Source organism: Parabacteroides sp. AF21-43 (assembly GCF_003635435.1).
Classification (GTDB): Bacteria; Bacteroidota; Bacteroidia; order Bacteroidales; family Tannerellaceae; genus Parabacteroides; species Parabacteroides distasonis.
The window spans coordinates 68,262-88,937 of record NZ_QTMG01000005.1 but is presented as its reverse complement, the minus strand read 5'-3'; the positions used below and the strand labels follow the sequence as shown (position 1 = coordinate 88,937).

At 48.8% G+C, this 20,676-nt stretch carries 18 protein-coding genes; 15 read left to right on the top strand and 3 right to left on the bottom strand.

Annotated elements, in window-relative coordinates:
* Positions 1-140: 140 nt before the first annotated feature.
* From DWX84_RS05625 to DWX84_RS05610, 4 genes are read left to right on the top strand one after another with little or no spacing between them, the layout of a single operon-like run.
* Positions 141-512 carry a DUF2141 domain-containing protein gene (locus DWX84_RS05625; RefSeq protein ID WP_008773449.1) on the top strand — a complete coding sequence of 124 codons (372 nt, stop codon included), beginning with the start codon at positions 141-143 and terminating at the stop codon, positions 510-512.
* Between the two features lie 4 nt (positions 513-516).
* Complete coding sequence (locus DWX84_RS05620) at positions 517-2,895, top strand: outer membrane beta-barrel protein (RefSeq protein WP_048927620.1); 2,379 nt, start codon at positions 517-519, stop codon at positions 2,893-2,895.
* Between the two features lie 18 nt (positions 2,896-2,913).
* Entirely contained in the window at positions 2,914-3,543 is a 630-nt protein-coding gene (locus DWX84_RS05615; RefSeq protein WP_005864737.1) for a hypothetical protein, read from the top strand.
* Positions 3,528-3,812, top strand: a complete 285-nt coding sequence (locus DWX84_RS05610; RefSeq protein WP_005864739.1) for a transcriptional regulator — start codon at positions 3,528-3,530, stop codon at positions 3,810-3,812. Before DWX84_RS05615 ends, DWX84_RS05610 begins: the two co-directional genes overlap by 16 nt.
* Positions 3,813-3,974: 162 nt before the next feature.
* Here DWX84_RS05610 and ilvA read toward each other — a convergent pair whose 3' ends face one another.
* Positions 3,975-5,174: a threonine ammonia-lyase gene (gene ilvA / locus DWX84_RS05605; protein ID WP_008773447.1), complete on the bottom strand. Its 1,200-nt coding sequence runs from the start codon at positions 5,172-5,174 to the stop codon at positions 3,975-3,977.
* Positions 5,175-5,271: 97 nt separating this feature from the next.
* Here ilvA and DWX84_RS05600 point away from each other — a divergent pair, with 97 nt between their 5' ends.
* The gene (locus DWX84_RS05600; protein ID WP_005854641.1) at positions 5,272-5,631 is read left to right on the top strand and encodes a thioredoxin domain-containing protein; all 360 of its coding nucleotides are present in this window, start codon (positions 5,272-5,274) and stop codon (positions 5,629-5,631) included.
* A 70-nt stretch (positions 5,632-5,701) separates the two neighbouring features.
* Here DWX84_RS05600 and DWX84_RS05595 read toward each other — a convergent pair whose 3' ends face one another.
* A complete protein-coding gene (locus DWX84_RS05595; RefSeq protein ID WP_008773446.1) occupies positions 5,702-7,012 on the bottom strand; it encodes an anaerobic C4-dicarboxylate transporter family protein in 1,311 nt (436 codons plus the stop codon).
* Positions 7,013-7,099: 87 nt separating this feature from the next.
* Here DWX84_RS05595 and galB point away from each other — a divergent pair, with 87 nt between their 5' ends.
* Positions 7,100-9,604, top strand: a complete 2,505-nt coding sequence (galB, locus tag DWX84_RS05590) for a beta-galactosidase GalB (RefSeq protein WP_121961154.1) — start codon at positions 7,100-7,102, stop codon at positions 9,602-9,604.
* Between the two features lie 94 nt (positions 9,605-9,698).
* On the opposite strand, the gene DWX84_RS05585 is transcribed toward galB, so the two are convergent.
* A complete protein-coding gene (locus tag DWX84_RS05585; RefSeq protein WP_005864747.1) occupies positions 9,699-10,541 on the bottom strand; it encodes a PepSY-like domain-containing protein in 843 nt (280 codons plus the stop codon).
* 183 nt (positions 10,542-10,724) lie between these two features.
* Here DWX84_RS05585 and DWX84_RS05580 point away from each other — a divergent pair, with 183 nt between their 5' ends.
* The 9 genes from DWX84_RS05580 (at position 10,725) to DWX84_RS05540 (ending at position 20,565) form a co-directional block, all read left to right on the top strand.
* On the top strand, positions 10,725-11,969 hold the full coding sequence (locus tag DWX84_RS05580) for an efflux RND transporter periplasmic adaptor subunit (protein WP_005864748.1): 1,245 nt from the start codon (positions 10,725-10,727) through the stop codon (positions 11,967-11,969).
* Positions 11,970-11,972: 3 nt separating this feature from the next.
* Positions 11,973-13,244, top strand: a complete 1,272-nt coding sequence (locus DWX84_RS05575) for an ABC transporter permease (protein ID WP_005864750.1) — start codon at positions 11,973-11,975, stop codon at positions 13,242-13,244.
* A gap of 25 nt (positions 13,245-13,269) precedes the next feature.
* The gene (locus DWX84_RS05570; RefSeq protein WP_005864752.1) at positions 13,270-14,523 is read left to right on the top strand and encodes an ABC transporter permease; all 1,254 of its coding nucleotides are present in this window, start codon (positions 13,270-13,272) and stop codon (positions 14,521-14,523) included.
* Positions 14,524-14,553: 30 nt separating this feature from the next.
* Positions 14,554-15,825: an ABC transporter permease gene (locus DWX84_RS05565; RefSeq protein ID WP_005864755.1), complete on the top strand. Its 1,272-nt coding sequence runs from the start codon at positions 14,554-14,556 to the stop codon at positions 15,823-15,825.
* Between the two features lie 62 nt (positions 15,826-15,887).
* Positions 15,888-17,156, top strand: a complete 1,269-nt coding sequence (locus tag DWX84_RS05560) for an ABC transporter permease (RefSeq protein WP_005864757.1) — start codon at positions 15,888-15,890, stop codon at positions 17,154-17,156.
* Positions 17,157-17,206: 50 nt separating this feature from the next.
* Positions 17,207-17,488 carry a hypothetical protein gene (locus DWX84_RS05555; RefSeq protein WP_005854659.1) on the top strand — a complete coding sequence of 94 codons (282 nt, stop codon included), beginning with the start codon at positions 17,207-17,209 and terminating at the stop codon, positions 17,486-17,488.
* Between the two features lie 61 nt (positions 17,489-17,549).
* Positions 17,550-17,828, top strand: coding sequence for a hypothetical protein (locus DWX84_RS05550; protein ID WP_005864762.1), 279 nt, complete (start codon positions 17,550-17,552; stop codon positions 17,826-17,828).
* Between the two features lie 198 nt (positions 17,829-18,026).
* Complete coding sequence (locus DWX84_RS05545) at positions 18,027-19,289, top strand: ABC transporter permease (protein WP_005864764.1); 1,263 nt, start codon at positions 18,027-18,029, stop codon at positions 19,287-19,289.
* Between the two features lie 4 nt (positions 19,290-19,293).
* Positions 19,294-20,565, top strand: a complete 1,272-nt coding sequence (locus tag DWX84_RS05540; protein WP_005864766.1) for an ABC transporter permease — start codon at positions 19,294-19,296, stop codon at positions 20,563-20,565.
* Positions 20,566-20,676: the final 111 nt, after the last annotated feature.

Below are 20,676 nucleotides of genomic sequence, written 5' to 3'. Positions count from 1 at the left end.
GGTTTATAAAATAAACTTGTCTATATTTGCGATGTGCAAAGAGTGATGCGCAGCTCCTTTGCATTTTTTTATCCATGGATGGTTTATAAAATAAACTTGTTTGCAGTAACAGTGATAATAATTAAGAGGAGGATACTAAAATGAGACGAGTTTTATTCATATTATCTTTATTCATGTTGGTATGTGGTTGCATAGAGGCACGTACTATTATTGTAGAGATTGGAAATATACGTGGTAACCATGGGAATATCCTAGTTATGGCTCAGTCAGGAAAAGATACCAAGCCTGTTTATGGCATGGCGAAGTCTGAGAAAGGAAAGGTTACGATCCGGCTGGAAAACGTGGATTGGGAAAAGTTTGATCTGTCCGTATTCCATGACGAGAACGAGAATTGGCAAATGGATATGCTGGAAGGAAAAGGGCCTGCGGAAGGATATGTGTTGAAAAGTTGCGAGGTGAAGGATGAGGAAGCGACTTTCAAATTAAAACTGTATTATCCGGTAAATCAATAGAGCCATGGTACGGTTTTTACTACTATGGCTCTGGATTTTGGCGATAGGCGGGAGTAGTGCCCAAAAGATCTCGGGACAAACGGTTTATAAAGCCCATGTTTCCGATGCGGAGGGAAATGCCGTGGAATATGCGACCGCTGTGCTTTTATCGGGAGAAAAACAGGTAGGGGGTGCCGTGGCCAATAGTGATGGCGATTTTAGCATGGAGGCGGAGGCTGGGAAGTATAGGCTTGTTGTTCAATGCCTCGGATACGAGCCTTTACGGAAAGAGCTGATCTTGCCGATAAAACGGCGGGATTCCTTGATTCTAGATCTATCGAACCATGTTCTGAGGGAAGTTGTTGTTCAAGCGAAGAATATCGAGCGGAAGGCGGACCGCTTTATCATGTCGGTCATGCCATCTGCCGGAAAGGATGGTACGGAATTATTATCACAGGCACCGGGTGTCTGGCTCTCGGATGAAACTATCTCGATAAACGGGGCGCAAGGAACGAAGGTGTTTGTGGATGATCGTGAGATTCGTTTAACGGGAGAGGAGCTACTGGCTTATTTGCGGTCTTTGAAATCGGAGGATATAAAAAGGATTGAGGTAATACCGATCGCGGGAGTTGAGTATGAGGCCTCAACTAAGGGTGGAGTGATCAAGATCTCATTGCGGCGACGTCCGGATAACGGTATGCAAGGATATGTATCTTTAGGTACGTCATTGTCTCCATCTTTACAAGGGTATATTCCATCGGCGTCCGTAAATGCACGTGTCGGGAAATGGAGCTTGAATGGAGCGGTATCGGGTACTTTTACTCCCCGGGATAAAGGAGAGATCAACTCCAACAGGGAATACGGAACGGTGGGGAATAAGTTTGTGTCTCAATCTTTGTATGATACGGATTCCAAATATGGGAATGGACGTGTCGGGGCTATTTTCGAGATCGATTCGCTGAATAGTGTCGGAGCTGAGATCGAATATATCAATCAAGCTTCGGATGGAACATCTTGGAGTCAAACGGATTTAGTAAAGAACTCTTATCCTATGAAGAGTACGGGGAATTATCGACAGAAGGATGATTATAACACGTTTTCCGCTACGGTCAATTACTTACGCGAAATGGATGATCGAGGCTCGGTATTTAAGGTCATAGCCGATTACGTAAGTAAGCGATCGACCGGGGATAATTTCCATACGATCTGTTATGAACAGTCTAGTTGGAGCTATGACACGGTTTACCGGAGTCATGCGGCGGCGGATTATGATATGGCGACAACCGATATTTCTTTCCAAAAGAACTTGCGTAAAAAGATGTCTTTGAAAATCGGGGCTAAATATACCTATATGTTGATGGATGATCATTCCTTGTACGAGGGGTTAACCTCTAGTGGTAGCTGGATTCCAAATGAGGAATATGGATATACCTTGAGATATAATGAAAATATAGTAGGAGCTTACGCCTCTTTCTTTGCGGAGATCAAGAACTGGTCGTTTGCTGCGGGGGTACGTGCGGAATATTCCAAGACGTCGGATAGAAGTGAGGATTTTAGTCGGGATTATCTGGATCTTTTTCCGAACTTGGGCGTGACCTATGCGTTCGATCCCATCAAGAGGTGGATGCTGGTCGGGCAATATGCTCGTAATATCGAACGTCCTCCGTTCTATACCTTGAATCCGAATCGTATACAGAGTTCGGACTATAGCTACCAGATCGGGAATCCCTATCTGCGTCCTACTTATATCAATCGTTTCAGTGTAACGTTGGTTTATAATTATCGTTATACGGTGACTGTAGGAGGAAACTTGCACCACGACTTGATCCGGGAGTTCTGTAAACAAGATGTGGCGAATCCCGATGTATCCTATATCACGTATGAAAATCACGATCGGGAAAACCATTGGTTTGTAGCGGTCAGCTTGCCGTATCAACCCTTTACTTGGTGTAACTTGACAGGGAATTTCATAGGCGTACGGCAGGATATCCGGATGACGGAATTGTCTTCTTTCTCGTCTCATTATTTAGGGTTTGCCAATGCGATCGCTACCTTTACGTTGCCGGCAGGTTTTACGGTGGAGGCCCGGTATAGTGGAACGAGTCGGCTATATTCCGGTAATAGCGAGGTCGCCCCCCGGCATACGGTTGGAGTAATGGCGAGGAAGAAACTCTTGAATGATAAGCTATTGTTGGCAGTTTCAGTCGATAATATCTTTAACCAAGCCAATGAGTACGCCAGTACGTTGGATGTTTATCGAACATCATCCCGTTATGAAAACGGACTTACTGGAAGGGTCTTTAAGGTTGCGTTGACATGGAATTTCAATAGCGGAAAGAAAGTAAGGAAGAGTAAGATTGAGATAGGTTCCGGTTCCGAACGGAGTCGCCTGAATGAAAAATAACATAAAATAAATACAATTATGGAAGATAGAAAATTATCAGAAAAAGAAAGTCTGGATATTATCACTCAGATGATTAACTCCAGTAAGCGAAACATGAAAGTAGGGAGTGGCAATGTGTTACTTTATTGGGGATATTTTACCGTCCTCTTATCGGTCGTGATATCCTCCTTGATATTGTGTACTCAAAATTATATTTGGTCTTGGGGATGGATGCTCATGTTTGCTGTCGGACCAGTTATTTCATATAAGCAAAGAGGTTGTGAGCCGGCCGTGGTGACTTATACGGACAAGACGATCTCCAAGGTATGGCAAGTGTTTGGCTGTATGTTTGGACTGACGTTCGTCTTGATCGCGGTATTTTGTGCGCTTTATGGGCAATCCGTCAATTTTATATTGATGCTTCCTTTATCGTTATTATATTGTGGATTAGGGGTATCTATAAATGGTATTATCTTGCGGGAGAAATGGATGATTTACTCTCCGGTGGTTGCTTTCGTTTTAGTTATCCACATGCTGATGAGTTTGATAAATCATGATCCTGTCACGGTTTTATGGTATTTGTATTTTGGCCTTTCATTTGTGGTAATGATGATTATTCCCGGGCATATTCTTAATAATAAAGCTAAAAAACAATGTTTAAAGAATTAGATCCTTTATTGCATTCCCAACTCCGGCTAGCGGTGATGTCCATTTTACTATCGGTGGAGGAGGCGGAGTTTGTCTATATCAAGGAGAAGACGAGCGCTACCGCAGGAAATCTCAGCGTCCAATTGGACAAACTTAATGAAGCTGGTTATATCGAGATCGAGAAGGGGTTTGCCGGGAAGAAGCCCCGAACGGTTTGCCGGATCACAGACAAAGGACGCTTGGCGATGGAGGAGTATGTGAATACATTAAGACAATATATTAATATTTAGCTTGTGCCATTCTTAGGGCACGCTTGTGCCACCGTGATGGCACAGCTATGCCATAAGGATGGCACAAGTGTGCCACTAGGATGGCACGGCTGTGCCACGCCTATGGAAAGTAGTGGCACAGTAATGGTTTGCCAATCAATTGTATGCTTAGGGGCGAATTGTTTATCCTTCCACTATCTTATATCCCGAAACGGTGAGTAATTGCCGGATCTCATTAATCTGCTGTTGATTCCTTGTTTCCATCTCCAACCGCAGATAACAGCCATTGATATCAGCCGTATGGCTGACACGCTCGTGATATACGGATACTACGTTAGCGCCGGTAGAGGCAATGATTTCAGATACGTGCTGTAGTTGTCCGGGTTTGTCTACCAATTCGATCGTCATGGAACAAGAGCGGCCGGATTTCTGCAAACCACGTCCGATTACCCGGGAAAGGATATTCACGTCGATATTTCCGCCGGAAATCAAACAGATTACTTTTTTCCCTTTGATGGGTACTTTATTAAACATGGCGGCGGCCACGGCTACGGCACCCGCCCCTTCGGCGATTAATTTATGTTGCTCGATCAACGCGAGGATAGCGGTGGAAATCTCATCGTCTGTCACGGATACGATCTCGTCCACATATTGCTGGCAAAGATCGAAAGTATGTATTCCCGGTTCTTTTACGGCGATACCGTCGGCTATGGTACGTACACCTTCGAGGCGTTCGATTTTCCCATGCTCGATAGAGTTTAACATGCTGGGCGCTCCTTTGGCTTGCACTCCGTAAACTCTGATATTCGGGTTCAAGTTCTTGATGGCATAGGCGACTCCGGAGATCAGCCCACCCCCTCCGATCGGAATGATTACGGCCTCTACTTCCGGGAGTTGTTCCAATAACTCCAAACCGATGGTCCCTTGTCCGGCGATCACATCCTCATCATCAAACGGATGGATAAATGTGTATCCTTTCTCATCCTTCAATTGTAAAGCCTTGTTATAGGCGTCATCGTAAACACCTTCGACAAGGCATACATCTGCCCCATAAGATTTAGTAGCCTCGACTTTAGAGATAGGAGCGTTATCGGGCAAGCAGATTAAGGACTTGATACCATGAGCGGTAGCCGCTAATGCCACACCTTGGGCATGGTTTCCCGCCGAGCAAGCCACTACGCCATGCGATTTCTCTTCTTCCGTAAGCTGGGCGATCTTGAAACAAGCGCCGCGCACTTTAAACGATCCGGTTACTTGTAAGTTCTCTGGTTTTAGAAAAATATGGGATTCCGGATTGATATTGGGAGCGCTGATTAAATCAGTGCGTCTGATGACTGTCTTCAAGGCATATGATGCCTGATAAATTTTATCAAGTGTGAGCATTCTGTCTGTTGTTAAAACGATGCCGCGAAAGTATAAAAAATACCGCAACCTATTCATACTTATCTTTGTTATATTATAAATCAAAATATAGAGAAGTATGGTAGTGATCGATTTAACGAAAGATGGTTTTATCGCCAATGTCGGTGATTTTGAGGCGAATCCCAAAGATTGGAAATATATAGGAAGTCGTCCTTGCCTCATAGATTTTCACGCTCCTTGGTGCGGTTATTGCAAACGCTTAAGCCCTATATTGGATGAGTTTGCCAAAGAATTTGATGGGAAGATTTATATTTATAAGGTGGATGTAGATCAAGAGGAGGCACTCGAGACAGCCTTTAATATCCGAACGATTCCCACTTTGATGTTTTGCCCGCTAGACGGCCCCCGTGAGATGATGATCGGCACGATGGGAAAACTGGAGTTAAAGCAGTTGATTCAGGAAAAATTGTTGAAGTAATATAATATGATATATGGTGTGGGGTGTAGAGACGTAGCGTGTATGCTGCGTCTCTATTTTTGCTTTCTTATTATATGAATTGAATGAATAGTAACCCCAATCCTACAGAAACCCCGGTCGCTATCAATCCCGGCATCATGAAAGAATGGTTCAAGATGTATTTACCGATGCGGGTCGTGCCTGTACGATCGAAGTTGATGGCGGCTACGACTGTCGGGTAGTTTGGGATGAAGAAATAACCGTTTACGGCGGGGAATAAAGCGATCAACATATAGGGTGAGATTCCCAATGCGATCCCTAGCGGCAATAACGCACGAATGGTAGCCGCTTGGCTAAATAATAAAATGGACATTACGAAAAGGGCCAATCCGAATAACCAAGGCATCTGTGTAACTATATGCTCGATAGATCCCTTTAATTCAGTCATATTGCCGGCGATAAATGTATCTCCCATCCAAGCGATACCGAAGATCGCTACCACCGCTTGCATGCCTGCGGAAAAAACGGAACCCTGTGCGGCCTTGATACCATCTGTTTTTGTAAATAATAAGATGAAAGCGGAGGCTGTCAACATTAATACCTCAATAATATGTGACATCTGCATCGAGACCTTTTCCGTGCCGACGGTAAAGACCGGACGTAGGGACTCCATAGAACCAAAAATAACGATCGCTATCGTAGCGAGAACAAATATAGAGACCGATAAGGCCGCTTTCATTTGGTTTTCAACGCCTTTCGCCTCGTAATGCTTCGTGCTGAACTCATGGTTCGCTACCCGCTTTAAGTATTCCGGATCTTGATCCAATTCTTTACCAACCCTTAAAGAATAGATCGCTCCCGCCAATACCCCCAATAAGGTACAAGGAACTGATATCATAAGGATATTCATCAAGGAAATATGATATCCGGATAACATACTAAGCATGGCTACCGTAGCCGCCGATATCGGACTGGCCGTAATAGCCTGCTGGGAAGCGATCACGGCGATCGCCATCGGACGTTCGGGACGGATCTTCGTTTCCGTAGCGACCTCGGCGATTACCGGAAGGACCGAATAAGCCACATGCCCCGTTCCGGCTATGAAGGTAAACAAATAGGTGACGAACGGGCTTAATATCGTGATTCGTTGAGGATTCTTGCGAAGCAATTTCTCCGCCCACTTAACCATCAGATCAAGTCCGCCAGCGGCTTGCATACAACTAGCTGCCGCTATTACGGCAACGATCATAAGCATGACATCGATAGGAGGGGAAGTGGGCTGGAGCCCGAATCCAAAGGTGAGTATACCGAGTCCGAGACCTCCTAACACGCCTAATCCGATACCACCGATACGGGCACCTATGATGATGGCTATTAAAACGAAAGCTAATTGTAACAACATGCTGTGCAATTCTTTTGATTTAGTTTGTATTGGAGACAAAAATACTTATTTTTGTTCCGCTATGAATAACAAAAACACAAAAAACGAATGAAAAGAACAAGTTTCGCTATTTTGATCGGTTTGTTTTGCCTTTTCCCTGCGCTTTTCTCGCAAGTACGCAGTGAGTTCCTGTTGGAAAAGAATTGGAAGTTCACCCGGGAAGACCGCCCGGAGTTTATCAATCCTACTTTCAATGATAGTAAGTGGCAATCGGTGACCGTTCCGCATGATTGGGCGATTTACGGCCCTTTCAGCTCTCAGAATGATAAGCAAGAGGTCGCTATCGCCCAAGACGGACAAACGGAGGCCATGGAACATGCCGGCCGAACCGGAGGTTTGCCTTTCGTGGGAGTCGGCTGGTACCGGACCGAGTTTGAGGTTCCTCAATTTACGGATGGGAAGCGTGCCACGATCCTGTTCGACGGTGCGATGAGCCATGCCAAGGTCTACGTGAACGGGCAAGAGGTTGGATATTGGCCGTATGGCTATAATTCTTTCTATTTCGATATCACGAAACAGCTCATCCCGGGGAAAAAGAACACCTTGGCGGTTCGCCTTGAGAACTTGCCGGAATCCTCCCGTTGGTATCCGGGAGCGGGACTATATAGGAATGTACATGTAATCGTGACGGAAAACGCCTATATCCCGGTCTGGGGAACTTATATTACGACCCCGACCGCCACGAAGGAATTTGCGAAAGTCAATGTACAGACGAAAATCGTACTGCCGGAAGGGGCCGATGCCAGCAAGTATAGCGTGAAAACCAGTGTATGGAATCCGAACGGGCAAAAGTTGACGGAGCAGACTACGCCTCTCTCACAGATTAAGTACAATGATAATAGCCTCTCCCAAGAGTTTATCATCCAGACCCCGACTTTATGGTCGCCGGATATGCCTGCCTTGTATTCTGCGGAGACTCGTTTATATGAGGGCGATCAACTGAAAGATCTCTATACGACCCCGTTCGGTATCCGTTCGATCGAGATCATTCCGAATAAAGGCTTTTTCTTGAATGGTGAGAAGACGGTATTCAAAGGCGTTTGTAATCACCATGACTTAGGCCCGTTAGGGGCTGCCGTCAATGATGCCGCTATCCGTCGTCAGATCCGGATCTTGAAGGACATGGGATGCAACGCTATCCGTACTTCCCATAATATGCCGGCTCCCGAGTTGGTAAAGGCTTGCGATGAGATGGGTATGATGTTGATGGCAGAGAGCTTCGACGAATGGAACAAGGCGAAATGCGCGAACGGCTATAATTTGATTTTCGACGAATGGGTGGAGAAAGACCTCGTGAATTTGGTACATCATTACCGGAATAACCCGAGCGTCGTGATGTGGTGCGTCGGTAACGAGGTGCCTAACCAATGGGATGAGAGCGGTTGTAAGATCTCTAGGTTCTTGCAGGATATCTGCCATCGGGAAGACCCGACTCGTCCGGTGACGCAAGGTATGGATGCCCCGGATGCCGTCGTGAATAATAATATGGCGGCGGTGATGGATGTGGCTGGATTCAATTATCGTCCGTTCCGTTATCAAGTGAATTATAAGAAACTGCCTCAGCAAATAATCTTGGGAAGCGAGACGGCCTCCACAGTTAGCTCACGAGGGGTTTATAAATTCCCGGTAGAGCGTAAGGCGATGGCTGTCTATGAGGATCACCAAAGTTCCTCGTACGACGTGGAGCATTGCAACTGGTCTAATCTGCCGGAAGACGATTTTATCCAGCATGAGGACCTTCCGTATTGTATCGGGGAATTCGTATGGACAGGATTTGATTATCTGGGCGAGCCTACTCCTTATTATACGAATTGGCCAAGCCATAGCTCCTTGTTCGGTATTATCGATTTGGCGGGTATCCCCAAGGATCGTTACTATCTATACCGTAGTCATTGGAACAAAAGCGCCAAGACCTTGCATATCCTGCCGCATTGGACATGGCCGGGACGTGAGGGCGAGGTGACACCCGTATTCGTTTATACCAATTATCCTTCCGCCGAATTGTTTATCAACGGAAAGAGCCAAGGGAAACGTACGAAAGATCTAAGCATCGGTATCGATAGTAGTTATACCGAAGCGGCTCAAAAGAGTTTCGAGCGCCAGAAACGGTATCGCTTGATGTGGATGGATACCAAATACGAGCCGGGAACTTTGAAGGTGGTCGCTTATGATAAGGAGGGTAACGCTGTGGCCGAGGAGGAGGTTCATACCGCAGGGAAGCCGCATCATATTGAGTTATCCGCCGATCGTAACCAATTGACGGCTGACGGAAAAGACCTTTCTTTCATCAATGTTAGAGTCGTAGACAAGAACGGTAACCTTTGTCCGGATGATACCCGACAGATCCAGTTTAAGGTTCGTGGTGCCGGAGCCTACCGTGCGGCGGCAAATGGAAATAGCGCCAGTCTGGAACTCTTCCATCTTCCGGAAATGAAACTGTTTAGCGGGCAACTTACCGCTATCGTGCAGACGGCCGAGGAACCGGGAACGATCTATTTCGAGGCTTCCGCACCGGGAGTAAAAGGGGCGACCTTGGAATTGATCAGTAAATAAGCTTGATTATCATATAACGCAAACCGCGCGATTCAAGTCCGGAGACGGCTGTGAATCGCGCGGTTTGTTATCAGTTGGATGTTGTTTCCGCTCTTTATTCAGGCTTCACGATATTCCCGAATACATCAAAGGTAATCGTCTCGTCCTGCCCGTTATGTGAAACCTTGAATAGGTAGAAGGTGCCATTGGCATTCAATAACGTATATATGGACTGTACCTTGTCGCTAGCGTAAGCGGAGGATTCGAAGCCTTGCATCACGATCTGCGGAACCTCTTGCTCGGACATGGCCCATGTGGTACTTTGCCACCTGTAATCCTTATTCAATTGCGCCACTTTATAAATCTGGTTATCGATCATATCCAGCTCGTAACCTAGGCTGTTCTGTTGGATATCCAGCAACTCGGCGTTGGCGAAAGTGATCTCCATCAGGTTGCTGACCTCTTTCGGGATAACGATCGGTGCGTCATTATTGATCTCATCGTCCACGGCTTTGATCAGGTTTCCATACTGTGAATAATACAGGTCTACTTCGCTATTGGACTGCTCCGCCTCGATCTTGTAAACGATTCCCATATTTAGGCGATTGATGGCGTACGTGTCATCCACGGTCCAATTTGAGTAAAAGCCTTGTTTGAAGGCGGTGGATACCGCTGCCGGTAATTGGGCGAAAGAGATGTCTATCTTTTCCATCATCCATACGCCTTGATCCGTGAACCAAGCGGTTGTCTCGGAACCTTCATTATTGAAATCTACCACATAATAGTTACCTTCGATCTCAAAAACAGGGTTCTTGGCATCGGGATATTTCTCTTGAAAAGCGTTCTCTACCGGGGGGAGAGGGATAATACCTTGATGATCATCATCATTTTTGCTACAGCCAGAGAAAAAGAGAGTCAGACCGGCTATACATGTGAATAGGATAAGTCTTGTGTTCATACATTTTGCGTTTATAAGTTTTGGGCATAGAACAACAGGCCTATCGGAAAAGTTTTGAGCGAAACCGAACACAGTGTCCGAAATCGAACAGTACTAAAAATGGATATTCTCATAGAATCAGTTACTTACGTTTTTGGCACGGGGTTTGCTCTTTGGAGGGTGGAAAATAAAAACAAACGAAATATGGACAGAGAGATATCAAAAGAGGTTCGGCAGAAGGAGCAGCGTAAACAGTTTATAAAGCTGGGGGCGGGGATTGGTATTGCCGTTGTCTTAATAGGCGGGGTGATCGGTTTCATGCAAACCAGCCTGCAACGGAAGGACTTGGTTTTTTCAACGGTAGATAAAGGAGTGATCGAGGTTTCCGTTAGCGCGTCAGGCAAGGTGGTTCCTGCTTTCGAGGAAATCATCAACTCACCGATCAACTCCCGTATCGTCGAGATTTATAAAAAGGGAGGCGATTCCGTGGATGTAGGTACTCCGATCTTGAAACTGGACTTGCTCAGCGCCGAGACGGATTATAAGAAACAATTGGACGAGGAGCAAATGAAACGCCTCCAATTGGATCAACTCCGTATCCAAAACCGCAATAAGCTTTCCGAGATGGAGATGCAATTGAAAGTCTCTCGCATGGAACTGAACCGAAAGGAAGTGGAGTTGCGCAACGAGCGTTATCTGGATAGCCTAGGCGCCGGAACGACCGATAAGGTCCGTCAAGTGGAACTGGACTATAACGTTAGCGTCTTGAAACTGAAAGAGGATGAGCAAAAATATGAGAACGAGAAATCCTTGACGGATGCCGATTATAAAGTGAAAGAACTCGACCTGAACATCTTCCGAAAGAGCCTAGCCGAGACGAAGCGTACCTTGGAAGACGCCCAGATACGCTCTCCCCGCAAGGCGATCCTGACCTACGTGAACAACGAGGTAGGTGCCCAAGTCTCTCAAGGCAGTCGTGTCGCTATCGTCTCCGACTTGTCCCATTTCAAGATAGAGGGGGAGATCGCCGATACCTATGGTGACCGGATCGCCGCCGGTAGCAAAGCCGTTGTAAAGATCGGCAACGATAAACTGGATGGGGTGGTTAGCGATGTTACCCCCTTATCGAAGAACGGTGTAATCTCTTTCACGGTACAGTTGGAGGAGGATAATCATCGCCGCTTGCGCTCCGGTTTGAAGACCGATGTATACGTGATGAATGCCATCAAGGACGATGTGCTGCGTATTTCCAACGCCTCGTTCTACGTCGGGAAAGGAGAGTATGAGTTGTTTGTTGTCAACGGAAACCAATTGATCAAGCGGAAGGTACAGCTGGGAGACAGCAACTTTGAGTATGTCGAAGTAGTCAATGGCTTGGAACCGGGCGACGAGGTAGTCGTTTCCGATATGACAAGCTTCAAGGAAAAGAATAAACTGAAATTGAAATAAAGGATGTTCAAGCAATACTTTAAACAAGCCATCCATGCGCTGAGAGAGAATCGTCTTACAAGCGTGGTTTCTATCTTGGGTACGATGCTGTCGGTGGCCATGATCTTGGTTGTCGTGTTGCAATTCCAAATCAAGCTGGTAGGTTATAGCCCCGTATCGAAGCGAGACCGGATGCTTTATATCTACTCCGTGAACACTAAATCGAAGGATGGGAGCGAGAATAACAATACGGGCCTTTCCGCCGAGACGATACGTGAATGCCTCTATACGCTGAAAAAGCCCGAGGCCGTAACCGTGACGGCACAGAATAGCCACGTTATCTCCATTCCGGGTAAACGATTGTTCGAGGAATATACTGTCTATTATACCGATCCCGCCTTTTGGAAAGTATTTGACTTCAAGTTCCTTTCCGGCAAGCCTTTTACGGAGGCCGATTTCAATTCCGGTCTGCCTCACGTGGTTATTTCCGATAAGTTGGCGGGTATCCTGTTCGGTACCCAAGACGTGGTCGGTCGTGATATCTTGGTAAATAACGTGATGCCTTGCACGATCGCGGGAGTGGTAAAGCGCCCGTCGAAAGCGGCCAGCGAGGCATTCGCCGATGTATGGATGCCTTATACGGCGAATACCCTGTACACCAATAGCGGAGGTTGCGACGGGATGTGTGGCCCTTTCGGGGCGGAGATCTTGGCGCATAAGCTCTCGGACATCGATTCCATATATGCGGAGATCCAGCAAGGGGTAGCCCGCTACAACGCCGGCAAAGCGGATTTCATCTTGACGATTCCCAAGCCTTTCACCCATCTGGAACTGGCCTTAGGTTCCGGTAGTCGGTATGGCTATAACCGGGTAGGTTGGGGCGAATACCTGAAGACAACTGGCTGGGTGCTTCTGTTCCTGCTGCTGGTACCGACCTTGAACCTGACAGGGATCGTACAATCCGCCGTACAGAAAAGGCGGCCGGAGATGGGGCTTCGCAAGGCTTTTGGGGCTACCGGTGAACGTCTGTTTACGCAGGTTGTTTGCGAGAACCTGATCATTACGTTGATAGGAGGTGTTTTGGGGGTAGGTTTGTCGGTCGTATTGCTCTATGTAGGCCGGTCGTTCTTGCTGACAAAAGATACGGTGATAACTTTTGGCATGCTTTTCCAGCCCTTGTTGTTTGTGGCGGCCCTGTTCTTTACGTTGGTATTGAATGTACTAAGCTCGGGATTACCCGCATTCCGGATAGCGAGGGAGCGGATCGTGGAATCGTTGAAGGATGCGAACGTGTGAAAAATAACTACTGAAAAGGAATGATATGATCAAGCATATACTAAGTATAATATGGAACCAGCGCCGAAGTAACGGTTGGATATTCGCGGAGTTGTTGGTGGTGGCCGGTGTGTTCTGGCTGATGGTCGATATGTTTTATGTGGACACGCGAACCTATTACTCTCCCCTCGGATTCGATATCACGAACGTATGGCGTTTCAAGTTAAGCGAGCAGGAACGGAACCCTTCGGATTCGCTTCCCGGGCTATCCGAGCCGGAGAAGCTGACCCGCTTGATGTCGCAAATACGCCAATGGTCCGAGGTGGAGGAAGTTTGCGCTACTTATTACTCCTGTCCCTACTCGATGGGAAATTCTTGGAGGGAGATAGAGCCTCTGGATGGTGACACGAGCTTAACATCTGGGGAGAATTTCCAGATCCGGAATGTCACCCCGGAATATTTCAAGCTTTTCCGGATCAAGACTCCGGAGGGGAAACCTGTAGCGGACGAGATCGCCGGGATACATAACGCCTTGGTCTTGTCCAAGGAGATGGCAGACGTGTTTTATCATGGCCGGCTGGCTCGTGGAAGGAAGGTGAGGCATAGTAAATTGGATAATACCTTTACGGTCGCCTCCGTATCAACCTCTATCCGGACCGACGAGTATAAATCTCCGGAGCCATGTTTTTTCCAGAGCCTTGAGGGGGAATTGTTTAACGAGACTGTCAATCAGTTTGGAGCCCGGAATGCGGAGCTTTGCGTCCGGATGAAAAGAAACTATACACGGGACGACATGAATCGTTTTCTGAATGAGATGGGAGACCGGTTGGCGGCGGACAATCTATTTGTCTATGGCATCAGCAATATCAGGGAGTTCCGGGATATTCATCTGGATGGTAAGGGGCGTGAGATGAGCAATAAGTTCTCCTTGATGGCCTTCATGCTGGTAAACGTCTTTTTCGGCATTATCGGTACGTTCTGGCTCCGTGCGCAGAATCGCCGGGGAGAGATCGGCTTGAGGATGGCGCTGGGTGCTTACGATGGCACGTTACGGCGGTATCTGTATCTGGAAGGTCTTTGCCTATTGGCGTTAACCCTTCCGTTTATCGCCCTCTTCGCTATCAATATGGTGGCGACGGATGCTATAGATACCTATCGCCTGCCGTTTACGACGGGGCGTTTCGCTATCTCTTTCGGTATAACTTATTTAATGATGAGCGGCATGATCTGCCTCGGTATCTGGTTGCCTGTGCGCAAGGTTACCCGAATGGTCCCGGCGGAGGCGTTGCATTACGAATAATATGTAGAATAATAACAAACGATTAGATTTATGTATAAGCAGTACATCAAACAAGCGGTTCAAATGCTGCGTGAAAATACGCTCGTAAGCGTAATCTCTATTTCGGGAACGGCCCTTGCGATCGCCATGGTGTTGGTGATGGTATTGGTGTTCCAGATTAAATCCACGGGATATGCCCCTGAGTCCAATCGGTCTAGGTTTATGTATGTCTGGGGTACGGAAGTCGGTACGAAAAATCCCAATGGCCCGGAGTATAACCGTGGAGGTATGTCCAGCGAGGTCGTGAAGGAATGTTTCTACACCTTGCGGAAACCAGAGGCCGTATCCGGCTATTGTAGTGATAGCCATTCCTTGTCATTGCCCAATAGACGGCTCTTCAAGGAGTATGAGATTTGTTATACGGACGCGGGCCATTGGAAAATATTCGACCATCCTTTCTTGGAAGGGGGCCCCTTTAGCGAGGCTGATTTTCAATCCGGTATACCGAAGATGGTGCTGTCGGAACAAGTGGCGACCGATTTGTTCGGAACGGGACAGGCCGTCGGGCGGCAGGTCGTGATGGATTTTATCACTTTCACCGTCTGCGGTGTGGTGCGTGACGTACCTTCTTCATTGATGAGCTCCTACGCTCAGGTATGGATACCCTATAGCAGCAATGAGGCCCTGACCCGTGTAAATGGGGAGTATGGGGAGAATATGGCCGGTTATTTCAGCGTGGCCTTATTGGCTCGTTCCTCTTCCGACTTCGATGCCATACGCTCGGAGCTAGACCAACAGGTCCGTCGCTACAATGACAGCAAGACCGATTATAACGTAGGTTTCCCTTCCGGGCTACTTTCCCAGTTGGATACGGCCATGGGAAGCGGCGCTTTTCAAAAGGTGGACTGGCCTACCTTCTTGGCCGGATCGGGCGCTTTCCTATTCTTTTTGCTCTTGGTCCCGGCGCTGAACTTAACGGGCGTGATCCAATCGTCCGTGCAGAAGCGGAAAGAAGAGATCGGTTTACGTAAGGCTTTCGGGGCTACGGGGCAGAATCTTTTGATGCAGATCTTATCGGAGAACTTTGTGCTGACCTTGATCGGTGGCGTGATCGGTATCGGTCTCTCGATGGTGTTGCTGGTGGTAGGGAAGCCTTTCATGTTGAGCGAGAACGTGAGCCTTACGGCGCCTATGCTTATTAAACCGGGCTTATTTATCTCCGCCCTTATCTTTACGTTCTTGCTGAATATATTAAGCGCCGGGATACCGGCATGGCGTACGACACGGCAACCGATCGTAGAAGCGTTAAAGGGGAATGAGTGAATCCAATGAATAATGAACAATGAGTTGTCAATTGTCAACTATCAACTATCAACTATCAAATTATGATTAAGCATATATTTAAAATAATATGGGCCCAGCGCAAGAGCAACGGCTGGATACTGGGCGAGTTGGTTATCGTGATGTGCGCCCTTTGGTTTATGATGGATAAGTTATGGGTGGATGTGCGCTGCTATAACGCCCCGATGGGATATGATATCTCGAATACGTGGCGTTTCAAGCTTTCCACGCTCTCGTCGAACGCCCCGGGTTATGTGCCCGACTCACTTTACGACTCGAACGCAACACAGGATTTGTTGAAGCTTATGGAACGTATCCGCCAAGAGCAGGAGGTCGAGGAAGTATGTGTTACGTATTGGTCCATGCCTTATTCAAACGGAAGTTCGTGGGGTACGCTCCTTCCCTTGGGCGCTGATACCTCGAAGGCGGTAGGACAGAACTACCACAAGCTGAAAGTATCTCCTTCTTATTTCGATGTATTCCGTATGAAGGATAAGGAGGGCCGTGCCATCACCCCGCTGGTGGAGAACGCTTACCGCCCGCTTGTCGTGACGGCGGAGGCGGAGGATTTCTTCTTCGGGGGGCAGTCCGCCATAGGCCGGCAGATCTCAGAGAATGACGACCTTTCCGAGCCTTTCACGATCGCCGCTGTCCTTCCTACCTTCCGTAGCAATGACTTCGACCGTCCGGAGAACTGCGCTTTCACGATATTGAAAGGTGAGTCCTTGCGGGAGTTCGTGAAGAATTTCGGCGTAAGGAGCGCTGAACTATCGGTACGTACGAAACGCCCGATGACCGAGGATGAGATGTACGCTTTCTTGGAGAAAACAGCGGATCGGATGACGGTAAATAACATCTTCGTCCACGGTGTCACCCTCCTTGCCGACCAGCGTGATGACCAACTCCGGTTTACCAAGAACGAGAACAGCAAGAAACTCTCCATGATGGCCTTCCTGCTCGTGAACGTATTCTTCGGTATCGTAGGCACGTTCTGGTTGCGTACCGAGCGGCGGCGTAGCGAGATCGGTCTCCGCATGGCGATCGGTTCCAGCCGGGGCAGGCTGGGCGAGTACATGTATCTGGAAGGTCTGGGTCTCTTGGCGATCACTGTTCCGATTCTACTGGTCTTCGTCTTCAATATGGCCTTTTTGGATAAGCTGGATTCCTACCGCGAGCCCCTCTCCATCCTCCGCTTTCTAGTAACCCTCAGCGTCTCCTACCTCCTGATGGCCGGCATGATCTGCATGGGAATCTGGTTCCCTGTCCGCAAGGCGGTAAAGATGGCTCCGGCGGAGGCGTTGCATTACGAATAAATTGTCTATCTTTGCGTCTGTCAATTTATTAATGAGAAAGGAGCAAGCTTATGACAGCTATAGAATTAAAAATGTCGTTACTGCAAGAGGTGATGTCTTTGGAGGATGAACAGTTGATCAAGAAGGCCCTCGACAGTGTCCGCCGTATGAAGATGGCTGCCTTTGGTAAGGCAACCCCGGTAGAGAAGCCGGCAGACGATTACGCAGAGCCTACCAAGGAGGAGATCTTGGCGGGGCTAAGGAATGCCCTGCAAGACGTGAAGGATTTGCGTGAGGGCAAGGATGTGGGGCATAAGTTTAGAGACTTAAGTGAGTTGCTCAATGAGGTATAGGATAAAAACCCATTAAGACTTCGATAAAGAGTTCAAACGTCTCTGTAAGAAGTATAGCTCATTGAAGGCTGATTTATCGGCTTTGGGTAAGTCTTTGAGCGAGAACCCCGATCAAGGGACGAGCTTAGGCAAAGGCGTTCGCAAGGTACGCATGGCCATCGCCTCCAAGGGAAAAGGAAAGAGCCATGGGGCGAGAGTGATTACTTACACGGAGGCCATTGTCTGCGCAGATAATGAGGGTACGGTTGTTCTCCTCACGATCTACGATAAGGCCGACCGTGACTCCATTTCGGCAGCCGAGATCGATGAACTGCTGAGATCCTTACGTTGGGAATTATAAAATCTGAAACTGTCCATAATCGCTGTCCGATAACGAATCAAGTGTTCGTTATCGGACAGCTTTTTTTACGGGGTGATGTTAGGAATCAGGTGGTTACGTTTTTGGCACGTTATTTGCCTCCGTAGGGGCACAAAGTCGGATGATAACAAACAATCGCTGTTTAGGTCGGGTAATAGATAATTTATAATACAAAGGTTTATGATAAAGCAATACATTAAACAAGCGTTGAGGATGATCGGGGAGAACAAGCTGTTGAGCGTGATCTCGATACTCGGTACCGCCTTGGCCATTTGCATGATCATGGTGATCGTCATCCTGTATGTCGTGAATACGGCGAGTTTCAAGCCGGAGGTAAACCGTGGCCGCACCTGCTACATAACGACCGTCATGAGCAATGGCAAGGATGATAACCGGCGCATCTCCTACTCGTCGCTGGGACTGCCCTTGGTGAAGGAATGCTGCTATCCGCTGAAAGGGGCGGAGGCCGTTACCGCCATCAATATGGATCGCTACAGGCCGTTGACCGCCTCGTCCATGGACGGGCTTAAGAACCGGACGAGTTACATCTCTTATACGGATACCGCCTTCTGGAAGATCTTCCAGTTCGATTTCCTGCAAGGAGGCCCCTTCAGCCCGGCGGCTTTCACGAGCGGTATCCGCGACGCCGTGATCAGCGAGAGCGTGGCCTTGGCCCTTTTCGGCACGGACCAAGTCGTGGGGCGGGAGATGAAGCTCGATTTCATCGTCTACAATATCTGCGGGGTCGTGAAGGACGTATCCCGGTTCGCCTCGAAAGCGTGGGCGGAGGTCTGGATCCCTTACACGGTGCGGGACGACGGGGGATACCAAGAGGGTATCAACGGCTCGTATAGCTGTTGCGTCCTGCTGAAACCGGGCGTCACGAGGGAGGAGTTGAGGACCGAGGCGTTGCGGAAGGTCGAGGAGTTCAACGCCAAGACCCGGGATGTCAAGGCCGATATCCTTCACCAGCCCTCCACCCAGATCGAGGAATGGATCGGCGGCGGTAGCGAGTTCGGGGCGAACCTCTTCTATCTCTACGTCCGTTACGGCATCATCCTTTTCATCCTCCTGCTGGTTCCGGCCTTGAACCTATCGGGCATCACCCTGTCGAGGATGCGCCGCCGGATGGCCGAGCTTGGCGTACGTCGGGCTTTCGGGGCCACGCAAGGCACCATCCTCTGGCAAGTGCTGTCCGAGAACATGGTCTTGACCCTGCTCGGCGGACTGCTGGGATTGGCGATGTCGTACGGCGCCATGTTGTTGCTGAGGGACTGGTTGCTGGTCACCTCGCTGGGGAAGACGGGGCTTTCCACCGGGATGTTTAACGGGGCGGTCTTTATCGCCGCCTTCCTGTTCTGCCTCGTGCTGAACCTGTTTTCCGCCGGCCTCCCGGCTTGGCGAATGTCAAGATTGAATATTACGGACTCTATAAATGGTTGACGCTATGTATAAGATGATTCTAAAACAACTCTGGAACGAGCGCAAGGGGAACTTGTTTATCTGGTTGGAAATGCTCGTGGTCTCTATCTTCCTTTGGTATGCGGCGGACGCCTTGTTCGTGATGTACAGACTCTACTCGCAGCCCTTGGGCTTTAACATCGAGCATACGTATCATGTGAGTTTCGACGTGATCCCGGAGGAAAGTCCCGATTATGACACGACCTCCGTGCATAGCGAACGGGGAGGCGGGGATTATCTGACCTTGATGGATCGCATCCGCCGGAACCCCTCCGTGGAATCAATCTGTTTCACCACCGGCGTGCATTTCCATTACCGGGGATCGAACCAATACGCCACGTTCCGGAAGGACTCGTTGATCCGTAATGGCTTCGTGCGTTACGTATCGCCCACCTATTTCGAGGTGTTCGACGTAAAGACGGCACAAGGCGGGTCCCCCTCGGAGTTGGTGGACGCCCTGCGTGACAACCAAGTGGTGGTGACGGGTACGGTCGCCGACAGCTTCTTCGGCGATCTTGCGGCGGCCGTGCGCCAAGAGATCTATATCACCGACCAAGGCTCTCGTGATAGCGTGGCCTACCGTATCGGTGGTGTCTGCGAGAAACAACGTTACTGCGAGTTCACCGGCTATGATTACGCTTACTATAAGCTGGTGGACGAGAACAAGGTGGCCGAGGAGGGCGATTGGGTCGGAGAGGGCTTGAACACCTTCATCCGGGTGAAGCCCGGCGCGGACGGCGCCGCTTTCGCCGCCGATTTCCGGAAGGAGATGGAGCAGCAATTGCGCGTGGGTAATATCTATTTGAAGGATGTTTTCCCGATGTCCCATTACCGGGACCAGTTCCTTGAGCGTTGGTTGGATCAAGTCCGCCTTTACGTGGCGGGCATCGCCTTCTTCCTGCTGAATGTCCTGCTCGGCGTGGTGGGAACCTTCTGGTATCGTACGCAACAAAGGAGCGCCGAGATCGGCCTCCGCATGGCGATGGGAGCCACCCGCAAGGGCATATTCTGGCAATTGGTGAAGGAGGGCTTGGCGCTACTCACCATCGCTTTCATCCCCTCCGCCGCCATCTTCGCCAACCTGCTGTATATGGAGGTGACGCAAGGCTCGGAGATACCGCCCGACATGGCCTCACGCCTGTTGTTCGGCTTCGTGTTCTCGTATGCGGTGATGGCCGCGATGATTGTCGTGGGAATTAGTTTCCCGTCTTACCGGGCCATGCGGATGCATCCGGCGGACGCCTTGCGGCAGGAATGATCGGACACGGACGGCACGGATGGCACGGGCATCCGTGTCCGGAAACGAACCGACTGTTCGGAAATGAATCGACTGTTCGATAACGGACAGTACTTTTTTATGGAGATGTCA